Source organism: Streptomyces kanasensis, assembly GCF_043077165.1.
Lineage (GTDB): Bacteria > Actinomycetota > Actinomycetes > Streptomycetales > Streptomycetaceae > Streptomyces > Streptomyces changanensis.
In genome coordinates this window covers 371,979-384,756 of sequence record NZ_JBIBSF010000007.1, presented here as the reverse complement: position 1 = coordinate 384,756, position 12,778 = coordinate 371,979, and the positions used below count along the sequence as shown (strand labels likewise).

At 73.0% G+C, this 12,778-nt stretch carries 12 protein-coding genes and 1 pseudogene; 4 read left to right on the top strand and 9 right to left on the bottom strand.

From position 1 onward, the window contains the following. The first annotated feature begins 80 nt into the window (after nucleotides 1-80). Complete coding sequence (locus ACF053_RS19965; RefSeq protein WP_391955101.1) at nucleotides 81-854, top strand: alpha/beta hydrolase; 774 nt, start codon at nucleotides 81-83, stop codon at nucleotides 852-854. Nucleotides 855-1,021: 167 nt separating this feature from the next. On the opposite strand, the gene ACF053_RS19960 is transcribed toward ACF053_RS19965, so the two are convergent. Then, complete coding sequence (locus ACF053_RS19960) at nucleotides 1,022-1,381, bottom strand: hypothetical protein (RefSeq protein WP_391955100.1); 360 nt, start codon at nucleotides 1,379-1,381, stop codon at nucleotides 1,022-1,024. A 133-nt stretch (nucleotides 1,382-1,514) separates the two neighbouring features. Beyond that, complete coding sequence (locus ACF053_RS19955) at nucleotides 1,515-2,477, bottom strand: LysR family transcriptional regulator (RefSeq protein ID WP_391955099.1); 963 nt, start codon at nucleotides 2,475-2,477, stop codon at nucleotides 1,515-1,517. 63 nt (nucleotides 2,478-2,540) lie between these two features. On the opposite strand from ACF053_RS19955, the gene ACF053_RS19950 reads away from it, so the two are divergent. From ACF053_RS19950 to ACF053_RS19940, 3 genes are all read left to right on the top strand, one after another. Then, entirely contained in the window at nucleotides 2,541-3,839 is a 1,299-nt protein-coding gene (locus ACF053_RS19950) for an MFS transporter (protein ID WP_391955098.1), read from the top strand. A 154-nt stretch (nucleotides 3,840-3,993) separates the two neighbouring features. After that, nucleotides 3,994-4,704, top strand: a complete 711-nt coding sequence (locus ACF053_RS19945; RefSeq protein ID WP_391955097.1) for a L,D-transpeptidase family protein — start codon at nucleotides 3,994-3,996, stop codon at nucleotides 4,702-4,704. An 84-nt stretch (nucleotides 4,705-4,788) separates the two neighbouring features. Then, nucleotides 4,789-5,766 (top strand): sigma-70 family RNA polymerase sigma factor, encoded by a 978-nt coding sequence (locus ACF053_RS19940; RefSeq protein WP_391955096.1) that lies wholly within the window; start codon nucleotides 4,789-4,791, stop codon nucleotides 5,764-5,766. Here the strand turns inward: ACF053_RS19940 and ACF053_RS19935 are convergent. The 7 genes and pseudogenes from ACF053_RS19935 to ACF053_RS19905 all read right to left on the bottom strand — a co-directional run bounded on the left by ACF053_RS19935 (nucleotide 5,699) and on the right by ACF053_RS19905 (nucleotide 12,699). Beyond that, nucleotides 5,699-6,049 (bottom strand): STAS domain-containing protein, encoded by a 351-nt coding sequence (locus ACF053_RS19935; protein ID WP_391955095.1) that lies wholly within the window; start codon nucleotides 6,047-6,049, stop codon nucleotides 5,699-5,701. The two genes, ACF053_RS19940 and ACF053_RS19935, sit on opposite strands and share 68 nt — an antisense overlap. 294 nt (nucleotides 6,050-6,343) lie before the next feature. Then, nucleotides 6,344-6,604, bottom strand: a pseudogene (locus tag ACF053_RS19930) (Uma2 family endonuclease); the annotation flags it as partial. Between the two features lie 220 nt (nucleotides 6,605-6,824). Then, the gene (locus ACF053_RS19925) at nucleotides 6,825-8,102 is read right to left on the bottom strand and encodes a thymidine phosphorylase (protein WP_391955094.1); all 1,278 of its coding nucleotides are present in this window, start codon (nucleotides 8,100-8,102) and stop codon (nucleotides 6,825-6,827) included. A 103-nt stretch (nucleotides 8,103-8,205) separates the two neighbouring features. Beyond that, nucleotides 8,206-8,613, bottom strand: a complete 408-nt coding sequence (locus ACF053_RS19920) for a cytidine deaminase (RefSeq protein WP_391955093.1) — start codon at nucleotides 8,611-8,613, stop codon at nucleotides 8,206-8,208. After that, a complete protein-coding gene (locus tag ACF053_RS19915; protein ID WP_391955092.1) occupies nucleotides 8,610-9,890 on the bottom strand; it encodes an ABC transporter permease in 1,281 nt (426 codons plus the stop codon). Before ACF053_RS19915 ends, ACF053_RS19920 begins: the two co-directional genes overlap by 4 nt. Further along, the gene (locus tag ACF053_RS19910; protein ID WP_391955091.1) at nucleotides 9,887-10,996 is read right to left on the bottom strand and encodes an ABC transporter permease; all 1,110 of its coding nucleotides are present in this window, start codon (nucleotides 10,994-10,996) and stop codon (nucleotides 9,887-9,889) included. Before ACF053_RS19910 ends, ACF053_RS19915 begins: the two co-directional genes overlap by 4 nt. Beyond that, nucleotides 10,993-12,699 (bottom strand): ABC transporter ATP-binding protein, encoded by a 1,707-nt coding sequence (locus ACF053_RS19905; RefSeq protein ID WP_391955090.1) that lies wholly within the window; start codon nucleotides 12,697-12,699, stop codon nucleotides 10,993-10,995. The genes ACF053_RS19910 and ACF053_RS19905 overlap by 4 nt, the downstream gene beginning before the upstream one ends. Between the last annotated feature and the right edge of the window lie 79 nt (nucleotides 12,700-12,778).

The following is a 12,778-nucleotide window of genomic DNA, read 5'->3' as shown; positions in this document are numbered from 1 at the left end:
TGGGTGGGGGGGCCACCCGATGCGGAACGGTGACCGCGTGTACGGGTGGCGTACACCTCCTCTTCTGAGACTGTTCTGCCATGGCACACCACGCACTCGTAGGCCCGGGCACCGCCCGGGAGGCGCGCCTGGGGCGGGCGGTCCGGGGTTCGGGAACGGCGGCGGTCGGCGGGGTGGTGCTGCTGCTGCCGGACGGCTGCGCCGAGTCGCCGCGCCGCGCCTCGCCGCTGCACCGCGCCGCGCTGGCGCCGCTGGCCCGACGGCTCGCCCGGGCGGGCCGCGACGACGGATTGGCCGCACACGTGGTGCGGTACGGGTGCCGCGGCTGGAACGGCGCCGACGAGCGGCTCGCCGTGGACGCTCGGTGGGCGGTCGCCGAGGTGGTGCGGCGCCACGGCGACGTACCCGTCTGCCTCGTCGGCCACGGGATGGGCGGCCGCGCGGCGCTGCGGGCGGCGGGGCACGCGGCCGTGGCGTCCGTGCTGGCATTGGCGCCGTGGCTGCCGGAGGACGACGTGGCCGCCGAGCCGGAGCCGGTCAGGCAGCTGGTGGGGCGTCAGGTGATGTTCGTGCACGGGACGAACGACGCGGCGGCGCACCCGGACCTGTCGTACCGGCTGGCGGTGCGGGCGAAGAAGGCGAACCGGGACACGTGCCGGTTCGAGGTGCACTCCGACGGGCACGCGCTGCGCCAGCACCACGGCGAGGTCCTGGCGCTCGCCGAGGACTTCGTGCTGGGCTCGCTCTTCGGGCGGCCCCACTCCCGCCCCGTGGTGGACGCCTTCGCCGCGCCGCCCCCGCTGGGCCTGCGCATGCCGCTGGCTGCGGGCTTCGGCCGGTCCCTGCGGCACTGAGGCGCCTGCCGGTCGGGCGTCGGCGGGCGGGCTCCGGTGGGGGCAGGCGGGCGGGCTCCGGTGGGGGCAGGCGGGCGGGCTCCGGTGGGGGCAGGCTTCGGCCGCCGGGGCGGGCGGGCGGCGCCGGGGCGGGCCTGCCCGGGCGGTGGGCCCGGGCTCGGCGGGGGTCAGTCCTGATCGGTCCTGCGGCGCGGGTCGGGCTCGCCGCCCGCGATCGTGTCGGCGTACTCGGCCGGGTCGATGGTCCCCTCCCGGTCGGGCGCGATGCCCGGGCTGCCGCCGGGCTGTCCGCCGCCGGTGGTGCCGTAACCGCCCGGGACGCCGGGGACGCTGTCGGCGTCCGCGCGCTCCCGGTCGATGCGGCGGGTCGCGCGGACACCCGCGCGGCGCTCCGGGTACGGGTAACTGAACGGCTGCGACGCCGCCCGCTCCTCCTCGGCCTTCCGGGCCGCCTCCGCGGCCTCGGCCTGGTGGCCGGCGCGCTGGTCCACGGGGTCTGCGGGGTGGTTCTCGTCGTGGTGCGTCATGCCCGTCGGGTACCCGGCCGCCGCCGCCCGATGCAGGCCGGGCCGGGTCCCTGGCGGCCCCCGGGGCCGCCTCGGCGACCGGGTCGCACCGGGGCGTGCCGGCGCCGCGCGCCCGGCCCGATCGGCGAGGCCCCTAGTGCTCCGCCTCGCCGAGGAGCTTGCCGCGGCGGGACAGGAGGAACCGCTTGAACGCCGCCACCGGGGGCGTGTCCGGGCGGCCCGCCTGCCAGGCGACGCCGATCTCGCGGGCCGCGCGCGGCGCCGTCACCGTCAGTTCGACGACCCCCGGGCGCCGTACGGCCGGCGGCGGGAGCAGCGCGACGCCGAGGCCGGCCGCGACGAGGCCCCGCAGGGTCTCCGCCTCCTCGCCCTCGAACGCCACGCGCGGCCGGAACCCGGCCTCCGCGCACAGGTCGTCGGTGATGCGGCGCAGCCCGTACCCCGGTTCGAGGGTCACGAACGCCTCGTCGGCCGCCTCCGCCAGGCGGACGCGCTTGCGGCCGGCCAGCCGGTGGTCGTCCGGGACCACGAGCCGCAGCCGCTGCTCGTCCAGCCGCCGGGCGACCAGGTCGGGGGCGTCCGGCACCGGGGAGGTCAGGCACAGGTCGAGCTCGCCGGCGCGCAGGCGTTCGAGCATGGCCTCGCCGTAGTTCTGCACGAGGGTGAAGCGGACCTTCGGGTGGTCGACGCGGAACGCCCGCAGCAGCCCGGGGACGGTCTCCGAGCCCATCGTGTGCAGGAAGCCGAACGCGACGCGCCCCGCCGTCGGGTCGACGTCCGCGCGCACCGCCTCCGCGGCCCGCTCCACCTCGCCGAGGGCCCGCTCCACGGAGAGGAGGAAGGTGCGGCCCGCCGGGGTCAGGGACAGGGCGCGGCCCCGGCGCGCGAAGAGCGTGACGCCGAGGTCCTCCTCCAGCCGCGCCACCGCGCGCGACAGGGTCGACTGCGGCACTCCGGTCTCCCGCGCCGCCCGCGTCACGTGCTCGTGGCGGGCGACCGCCGCGAAGTACGCCAGGCGAGGGGCAAGCAGCAGGCCCATTTCTTCTTCGTTACTGTTCAGTGACAGCCGTGGCTGTGGCCTGTACTCATGCACCATGGGAACGATTAAAGCCGTTCCGTGCATTGGACGCATGAACGGCCGTCTCCGTACGGTCGAAGCATGTCTCCCGCCAGTACCGAGGCGTCCACGGCCCCCGTGGACGCCGACACGCGCCTCGCCCCCGGACGACCCGGCCACCGCCGCATGAGCCTCGCCCTCTTCGCCGCCGGCGTCGCGACGTTCGCCCTCCTCTACTCGACGCAGGCCCTGCTGCCCGCCGTCTCCGCCGACTTCGCGGTCTCCGCGTCGGCCGCCAGCTGGACCGTCTCCGCCGCGACGGGCGCGCTCGCCCTGTGCGTCCTGCCGCTCAGCGCGCTGTCGGAGCGGTTCGGGCGGCGGGCCCTGATGACGGCCTCCCTCGCGGTCGCCTCCGCCGTGGGGCTGCTGGTGCCGTTCGCGCCGGACCTGGAGTGGCTGGTGGCGCTGCGGGCCGTGCAGGGCGCGGCGCTGGCCGGGGTACCGGCGTCGGCGATGGCGTACCTGGCGGAGGAAGTGCGTCCGAAGGCGCTGGTCGGTGCGATCGGGCTGTTCGTCGCGGGCAACAGCGTCGGCGGCATGAGCGGGCGGATCGTGACCGGCTGGACCGCGCAGCTGTGGGGCTGGCGGGCCGGGCTGGCCGCCGTCGGCGTGCTGGCGGTGGTGTGCGCGGTGGCGTACCGGCTGCTGCTGCCCCCCGCCCGCCACTTCCGGCCGGGCACCCTCGACCCGCGCGCCTTGGCGCGCACGGTGCGCACGCACCTGTCGGACCCTCTGCTGATGCGGCTGTACGCCATCGGCGCGCTGTTCATGACGGTGTTCGGCGCGGTGTACACGGTCATCGGCTACCGGCTCGTGGAGGCCCCCTTCTCGCTGCCGCAGGGCGTCGTCGGCTCGGTGTTCCTCGTGTACCTGGTGGGCACGGTCGCCTCGGCCGCGGCCGGGCGGCTCGTCGGCCGCATGGGGCGGCGCGGGGCGCTGTACCTGGCCGTCGCCACGACGGCGGCCGGTCTGCTGCTGTCGCTGTCCGGGTCGCTGACCGCCGTGCTCGGCGGGCTCGTCCTGATCACCGCGGGCTTCTTCGCCGGCCACGCCGTCGCCTCGTCCTCGGTGAGCCGCGCCGCGACCACCGGCCGCGCCCAGGCGTCGGCCCTGTACCAGTCGGCGTACTACCTCGGCAGCAGTGTCGGCGGCACGCTCGGCGCCGTCGCCTACCACCGGGCCGGTTGGGGCGGCACGGTCCTGCTCGGGCTGGTCGCGGTCCTCGGCGTCGTCTCCCTCACCCTGTACGGCACGCACCGGGCGCGGGTGGCGGCGCGGCGCGTCGGCCCCCGGCCGGCACCGAAGCGGAGCGTGCTCGTCGCGGCCGGCGGATCGCGCTGACGCGTCGTGCCGACGTCGCACCGATACGGCGCTGACGCGTCCGCGCGCTCGGACGCGTCGTGCTGACGCATCGCGCGGATTTTCGGTACAACCGCGGGGCGGTCACGAGCGTCCTACGGGTACGACAACCTCATCGGAGGCAAGGGGAGTGGCTATGGGGGTCAAGGGCGGGGCATGGCGGCGGCGCACCGGAGTGGTGCTCGGCGCCACCGGGCTCGTCGTGCCGCTGGCACTGACCGTGGGCGCGGGTTCCGCGCACGCGGCCACGGCGTGCACGGCGGGAACGGGGCCGTACCAGAAGCAGGTGGAGAAGTTCCTCGGCAGGACCGTGGACGGCAAGCAGTCCACGGGTGACTGCCAGGCGATCCGCTCGTTCCAGCAGACGCACGGCATCACGCCGAGCGCCGGTTACGCGGGGCCGCTGACCTGGCGGACCATGGACACGATGCTGCAGCAGCGGGCCGCGGGGAAGACGCCGAACAAGGCGGGCACGTGCCCGGTCAACAAGGGCCGCATCGCCTGCGTCGACCTGACCCGGCAGCTCAGCTGGGTCCAGGACGGGTCGAAGCTCGTGTACGGGCCGGTGCCGGTCCGCACGGGCCGTGACGGCGCCGAGACGCGCACCGGCGCGAAGAAGGTCTACCAGCGCACGCTCAACCACTGGTCGACCCTCTACAAGGTGTGGATGCCGTACTCGCAGTTCTTCGACGGCGGGCAGGCGTTCCACTCCACGACCAAGTCGATGTGGAACCCGCCGGGTTCCGGGGGCTGCGTCAACATGCGGCCCAACGACGCGAAGGCATACTGGAACCTGCTGAAGAACGGCGACGACGTGTTCGTGTACGGGCGCAAGCCCGGCACGTGACGCGCGATCCGGTCCGCGTTGTCAGTGCCCTCCGGTAACTTCCGGAGGGACGGCGGTGACAGCGGCGCGACAGGGGTGGACGCGATGGCGGACGTGGCGGCTCCGGAGGATCCGGAGGCCCGGCTGGAGGAGTACCGGACGGAGCTGACCGGTTACTGCTACCGGATGCTCGGCTCGGCCTTCGAGGCGGAGGACGCCGTGCAGGACACGATGGTCCGCGCGTGGCGGAGCATCGACCGGTTCGAGGGCCGCTCGTCGCTGCGTTCCTGGCTCTACCGCATCGCGACGAACGTCTGCCTGGACGCGCTCAACGCGGGCAATCGCCGCGCCCGCCCCATGGACCTGACGGCGGCCACGCCCGTCGCCCAGGCCCAGCTCACGGCCCGCCCCGAGGTCACCTGGCTGGAGCCCGTCCCCGACGGGCGGGTGCTCCCCCAGAGCGCCGACCCGGCGGAGGCGGCGCTCGCCCGGGAGTCCGTGCGTCTGGCGTTCGTGGCGGCGCTCCAGCACCTGCCGGCGAAGCAGCGGGCGGTGCTCATCCTGCGCGAGGTGCTCGCCTGGAAGGCGAGCGAGGTCGCGGAGCTCCTGGAGACCTCGGTCGCCTCCGTGAACAGCGCGCTCCAGCGCGCGCGGGCCACCCTCGCCGCGTCCGACCCGGCGCGGACGGACGCGGCGGACCCGCTCGACGAGGAGCAGCGCGGCCTCCTCGACCGGTACGTGGCGGCCTTCGAGGCGTACGACATGGCGGCGCTGACGGCGCTGCTCCACGAGGACGCGACGCTCTCCATGCCGCCCTACGACCTGTGGCTGCGCGGCCACGACGACATCGTCGGCTGGATGCTCGGCGTCGGCGAGGTGTGCCGGGGTTCGCGCCTGGTGCCGGTGGTGGCCAACGGCACGCCGGCGTTCGCCCACTACCACCCGGACCCGGAGGGCGGGTTCAGTCCCTGGGCGCTCATGGTCATCGAGATCGTGGACGGGAAGGTCTCGGGGATCACGTCGTTCCTGGACGTGAAGCGCTGGTTCCCCCTGTTCGACCTGCCGGACCGGCTGGAGGGCTGAGGAGCCCGGTCAGACCGACCAGCTCCAGCAGCAGCCGCAGGTCGGTTCCGGCGCCGCGCACGGCCATCCGGTGGCCCAGGCGCCGGGCCGTCAGGCGCAGCCGGGCCAGCGCGTCGACGGTGGCGAGGCCCGGCCGGGTCACCCCGCCGACGTCGCAGACCACCTCGCAGCCGGCGGCCGTACCCTCGCGGAGCAGCGCGCTCAGCTCCTCGCAGAGGCGCGGGACGTCGGCGGGCCCGACGGGCCCGGCGACGCGGAAGACTGTCGGATCGGTGGCGTCCACACGGGGTGAGACCCGCGCGACGCCCGGAACTCATCGGTCGGCCACGCGGGGCCGCCCCGGGCACCGGCCGCGAGCCGGCGCGGCGGCCGTCAGGCGCCGGGGAACTCGCCGGTGTCGAGGACGAGGTCGAAGGGCTCCGGCAGCCGCAGCTCCTCGCCGTACTTGACGGTGTCGAGCACGCGGTACACGGCGTTCCTCGGCTCGCCGTACAGGGTCCGCCTCGGGGCGGCCGGCGTGCCAGCTGTCGAACAGCAGGTAGAGCGGCACGCCCGCCGTGGCGTAGCCGTGGAGCTTTTCGACACGGTCGTGGTTCGCGCTCGACCTGGAAGTGATCTCGACTACCGGCTCGGCGGCGGTGGCGGGGATGTAGTGGCCGGGCTCCTTGTGGGCAGTGCGGGATGCCCCGAGAAGATCGGGAATGAACATCCCTTGCCGGCAGGGCAAGGCCACGGTCTGGGTCGGGTGGATGCCCCGGTCCTTGGGGATCACCCCGTACAGGTGGTGTTGGACCAGGTCGGCGATGTCGTTGTGGCTGTTGGCAGGCCCAGGTGTCACGGTGACGACCCCTTCGATGATCTCCACCCTGCATCCCTCCGGGCGCGTCCGTCGCCTCCCAGATACGGAGGAGCTCGTCCCAGCCGTCGCCCCAGGGGGACTCCGGCTCGATGGCGAGTGCGCCGATGGCGGTCTCCTCGTTTCGGTGCGTCACCGATCCCAGCATGCCGAACGGGACCGACGGAGGTCCGTCGGTCCCGTTCAGTCGCACGGGGGAGGGTCAGGCGATGCGCTCCAGGACGACCGGGGTCGGCTCGTACGACGAGCCCGCCGGGGCGACGTCGTAGGTGCCGACCAGGGACTTCAGGGCGTAGTCGAACTTCTCCGGGGTGTCCGTGTGCAGCGTCATCAGCGGCTGGCCCGCCGTGACCGTGTCGCCCGGCTTGGCGTGCAGTTCGACGCCCGCGCCGGCCTGCACCGGGTCCTCCTTGCGGGCGCGGCCCGCGCCGAGGCGCCAGGCGGCGACGCCGACGCCGTACGCGTCGAGGCGGGTGAGCACGCCGGACGACGGGGCCGTGACGACGTGCTGCTCGCGGGCGACCGGGAGGGCGGCGTCCGGGTCGCCGCCCTGCGCGGCGATCATGCGGCGCCACACGTCCATGGCGGAGCCGTCTGCAAGGGCCTTCGCCGGGTCGGCGTCCGTGATGCCGGCCGCGTCGAGCATCTCGCGGGCGAGCGCGACGGTGAGCTCGACGACGTCGGCGGGGCCGCCGCCGGCGAGGACCTCGACGGACTCGCGGACCTCCAGGGCGTTGCCCGCGGTCAGGCCGAGCGGGGTCGACATGTCGGTGAGGAGGGCAACGGTCTTCACGCCGTGGTCGGTGCCCAGGCCCACCATGGTGGAGGCCAGCTCGCGGGCGTCCTCGATGGTCTTCATGAAGGCGCCGGAGCCGACCTTCACGTCGAGGACCAGCGAGCCGGTGCCCTCGGCGATCTTCTTCGACATGATCGAGGAGGCGATCAGCGGGATCGCCTCGACCGTGCCGGTGACGTCGCGCAGCGCGTACAGCTTCTTGTCGGCGGGGGCCAGCCCGTCGCCGGCGGCGCAGATCACGGCGCCGGTGGTGTCGAGGACGTGCAGCATCTCCTCGTTGGAGAGCAGCGCGCGCCAGCCGGGGATGGACTCCAGCTTGTCCAGGGTGCCGCCGGTGTGGCCGAGGCCGCGGCCCGACAGCTGCGGCACGGCGGCGCCGCACGCGGCGACGAGCGGGGCGAGCGGCAGGGTGATCTTGTCGCCGACGCCGCCGGTGGAGTGCTTGTCCGCCGTGGGGCGGGAGAGGGAGGAGAAGTCCATCCGCTCGCCGGAGGCGATCATCGCGGCGGTCCAGCGGGCGATCTCCGAGCGGTTCATGCCGTTGAGCAGGATCGCCATGGCGAGGGCGGACATCTGCTCGTCGGCGACCTCGCCGCGGGTGTACGCGTCGATGACCCAGTCGATCTGCTCGGGGGTCAGCTCGCCCCGGTCCCGCTTCGTGCGGATGACGGAAATCGCGTCCATGGGCTCAGTGTTCCTTCCAGCGGGGCGAAACGCGGTGTCTACGCGCATAGAGATGGTAAAGCGGCGCGGCCCTTCCACCGCTGGGGCGGAAGGGCCGCGTCGGTCAGGTGAGGTGCGCCGGGCCGAACGCCTGCGGCAGCATCTCGTCCAGCGTGCGGATCCCGTCGGGGGTGTCCAACAGCAGCTCGCCGCCGCCGAACTCGAAGAGGAGCTGCCGGCAGCGCCCGCAGGGCACGAGCGTCTCGCCGCGCCCGTCCACGCACGCGAAGTGCGTGAGCCGGCCGCCGCCCGTGGCCTGGAGCTGGGAGACGAGCCCGCACTCGGCGCACAGGCCGATGCCGTACGAGGCGTTCTCGACGTTGCAACCGGTGACCGTGCGGCCGTCGTCGACCACGGCGGCCGCCCCGACGGGGTAGCCCGAGTACGGCGCGTACGCGCGGGACATGGCGTCCCGGGCGGTGGCGCGCAGGGCCTCCCAGTCGAAGGACGGCCGCCCGGCCGGGGTGCTCACTTGCCCTGGCCCTTCTTGTACGGCATGCCGTTCGCCTTGGGCATCCTCAACCGCTGCGCCGACAGCGCCAGCACCAGCAGGGTGGTGACGTAGGGCGCCGCGTCGACGAACTGGCTGGGCAGGACGTCGGTGGCGGAGTACCAGAGGAACAGCACGGCGGAGAAGACGGCGGAGACCACCGCGGCCGTGTACTTCTTCTTGTACAGGGTCCAGGCGCACGCGAAGACCAGCAGGATCGCCAACAGGAGCAGCATCGCGTGGACGTTCTCGGCGCCGCCGCGCAGCTTGAGGCTGTCGGTGAAGCCGAAGAGGCCGGCGCCGAGGGCGAGGCCGCCCGGCATCCAGTTGCCGAAGATCATCGCGGCGAGGCCGATGTAGCCGCGGCCGCCGGTCTGGCCCTCCTGGTAGATGCCCGTGGAGACGATCGCGAGGAAGGCGCCACCGAGGCCGGCGAGGGCGCCGGAGACGAGGACCGCGATGTACTTGTACTTGTAGACGTTCACGCCCAGGGACTCGGCCGCGACCGGGTTCTCACCGCAGGAGCGCAGCCGCAGGCCGAAGCCGGTGCGCCACAGGACCCACCAGGTGCCGGGGACGAGGAGCAGGGCGACGACGGTGAGCACGGACAGGTTCGTGACCAGGCCGCCGAGCAGGCCCGCCAGGTCCGAGACGAAGAACCAGTGCTTCTCCTGGAGGTCGCCCAGCCAGTCCGACAGCCCCGGGACGGTGATGCGGTCGATGCCCTCGACGCGCGGGGACTGCTTGGAGGAGCCGCCCGGGGCCTCGGCGAACGTGAAGTTCGACAGGTAGCGGGTGGCGCCGGTCGCCAGGATGGTGATGGCCACACCGGAGACGATGTGGTTGACGTTGAACGTGACGGTCATGATCGCGTGGATCAGGCCGCCCAGCGCGCCGCCGAGGATGCCGACGGCCACACCGGTCCACGGGCCCCACTGGTAGCCGGCCCAGGCACCGAACCAGGTGCCGAGGATCATCATGCCCTCGAGGCCGATGTTGACCACGCCGGCCCGCTCGGCCCACAGGCCGCCGAGTCCGGCGAGGCCGATCGGCACGGCGAGCTGGAGGGCGCCGGACACCTGGCCCACGGAGGTCAGGTCGTCGGCGCCGCTGACCGCGCGGACCAGCGAGAACAGGAGCAGACCGCCCGCGACGAACAGCAGGATGACCGGCAGGGTCAGCTTGCGGCGTCCCCCGCCCTTGGCCGGCGCGGTGGCGCCCGCGGCGGTCACCGTGCTCGTGGATTCGATCTCGCTCATGCCGCCACGTCCTCCTTGTTCTTGCGGGCCTGGGCGGCAAGTTCCTCGCCGACCTTCTGCTGCTGCCGGCGGAGCCCGTACTGCCGGACGACCTCGTACGACACGACGACCGAGATCACGATGAGGCCCTGCATGATCGTGGCGATCTCCTTCTCGAAGTCCGCGTCGATCACCGAACCGGACGCCTTCTCCAGGAAGGAGATGAGCAGGGCGGCGAAGAAGATGCCGATCGGGCTGTTGCGCCCGAGCAGGGCGACGGTGATGCCCACGAAGCCGACGCCGGCGGGGAAGCTCAGGCTGTACGTGTGGGTCTGGCCGAGCAGCAGCGGCAGGCCGGTCAGACCGGCGACGCCGCCGGAGAGCAGCATCGCGGTGAGGACCATCTTCTTGGCGTCGACGCCGCTCGCCTGCGCGGCGGTCGAGCTGGCGCCCGTGGCGCGCAGGTCGAAGCCGAAGCGGGTGCGGTTGAGGACGAACCAGTAGACGACGCCGAGGGCGAAGGCGACGAAGGTGAAGCCGTAGATGTTGCCGCCCTCGATGGCGAGGCCGGTCATCCAGCCGGACTCGGCGATCACACCGGTGGTGAGGTCGTTCGAGCCGGGGGGCTGGACGCCGAGGTTGGCCGGCAGGATCATCCAGGCGATCAGGCTGGTCGCGATGGCGTTCAGCATGATCGTGGAGACGACCTCGCTGACCCCGCGGGTGGTCTTCAGGAAGCCGGCGATGCCGGCCCAGAAGGCGCCGACGAGCACGGCGACGAGCACGATCAGCAGCAGGTGCAGCGGCCCGGGCAGCTCGACGGAGGCGCCGACGACGGCGGCGAGCATCGCCGCGAGGCGGTACTGGCCGTCGACGCCGATGTTGAACAGGTTCATCCGGAAGCCGATGGCGACGGCCAGGGCTGCCAGGTAGTACGTGCCGGTCTGGTTGATGATGAGGACCTGGACGTCCGGGAACTCCGCGGTCTCCATCATCAGGACGTACGGCTGGATCGGGTCGCGGCCCGAGGCCAGCAGCACGATCGAGGTCAGGACGAAGGCCACGGCCAGGGCGAGCGCCGGGCCCGCCAGACCCAGCAGCACCTTGTCCTTGTCGAACTTCTTCATCGGCCCTCACCGTCCGCGTCGTGGTTGTGCTCGAGGTGACCGGTGGCGGCGCCCGTCATGGCAGAGCCCAGCTCCTCGGGGGTGATCGTGGCGGGGTCGGCGTCCGCGACCAGGCGGCCGCGGTACATCACCCGCAGGGTGTCGGAGAGCCCGATCAGCTCGTCCAGGTCGGCGGAGATCAGCAGCACCGCGAGGCCCTCCCGCCGGGCCTCCCGGATCTGGTCCCAGATCTGCGCCTGCGCGCCGACGTCCACACCGCGGGTGGGGTGGGCGGCGATGAGCAGTTTCGGCTGGTGGCTCATCTCGCGGCCGACGATCAGCTTCTGCTGGTTGCCGCCGGACAGGGAGGCCGCGGTGACCTCGATGCCGGGGGTGCGCACGTCGTACTCGCGCACGATCCGCTCGGTGTCCTGGCGGGCGGCCTTCAGGTCGAGGACGCCGCGCTTGCTGTTGGGGGCCTCGGTGACGTGGCCGAGGATGCGGTTCTCCCACAGCGGGGACTCCAGCAGGAGGCCGTGGCGGTGGCGGTCCTCGGGGATGTAGCCGATGCCGCCCTCCCGGCGCCTGCGCGTCGGGGCGTGGGAGATGTCGGTGCCGTCGAGGGTGATGACGCCGGCGTCGGGGTCGCGCATGCCCATGAGGGCTTCGATCAGCTCGGTCTGGCCGTTGCCCTCCACGCCGGCGATGCCCATGACCTCGCCCTTGTGGATGGTGAACCCGATCCCGCCGAGGACCTCGCGGACGACGCCGTCGGGGTCGGTCTGGGCCAGCCGCAGGTCCTCGACCGTGAGCATCGGGACGTCGGTGACCGTGGACTCGCGGGTCTCCGGGGAGGGCAGCTCGGCGCCGACCATCAGCTCGGCGAGCTGCTTGGTCGTCGTCGTCCTCGGGTCGGCGGTGCCGACGGTCGTACCGCGCCGGATGACGGTGATGTCGTCGGCGACGGACAGCACCTCGCCCAGCTTGTGGGAGATGAAGATGACGGTGAGGCCCTCGGCCTTGAGCTCCCGCAGGTTGTCGAAGAGCGCCTCGACCTCCTGGGGCACGAGCACGGCGGTCGGCTCGTCCAGGATGAGCGTGCGGGCGCCGCGGTAGAGGACCTTGAGGATCTCCACGCGCTGGCGGTCGGCGACGCCGAGGTGCTCGACGAGCACGTCCGGACGGATGTTCAGCCCGTACGCCTCGGAGATCTCCTTGATCTTGTCGCGGGCCTTGGCGCCGATGCCGTACAGCTTCTCGCCGCCGAGGACGACGTTCTCCAGGACGGTGAGGTTGTCCGCCAGCATGAAGTGCTGGTGGACCATGCCGATGCCGGTGGCGATGGCGTCGGCCGGGCTGCTGAAGGTGACGTCGTCGCCGTCGATGGTGATCGTGCCCTCGTCCGGCTTCTGCATGCCGTAGAGGATCTTCATGAGGGTCGACTTGCCGGCGCCGTTCTCACCGCAGAGGGCGTGGACCGTGCCCTTGCGGACGGTGAGGTGGATGTCGTGGTTGGCGACGACACCGGGGAAGCGCTTGGTGATGCCGCGCAGTTCGACGGCAGGGGGGCTGGACGCGTTGATGACGCACTCTCCTTGGCGAGAAAGGAGCGAAGAAGCGGGGGACGGGCGGGCACGCTGGGCACGGTGGGGGCTCGGTGTGGCCGAAGTTATCGCGCCGGAGAGTTTTCTACGCGCGTAGCGATCCCTAATGCCAAAACCCATGGCCAGGACGTGACCCGGGGTCCGGAGAACGGTGGGGTACACCGTCCTCCGGACCCCCGGGTCGGGGCCCCGGCCCCGT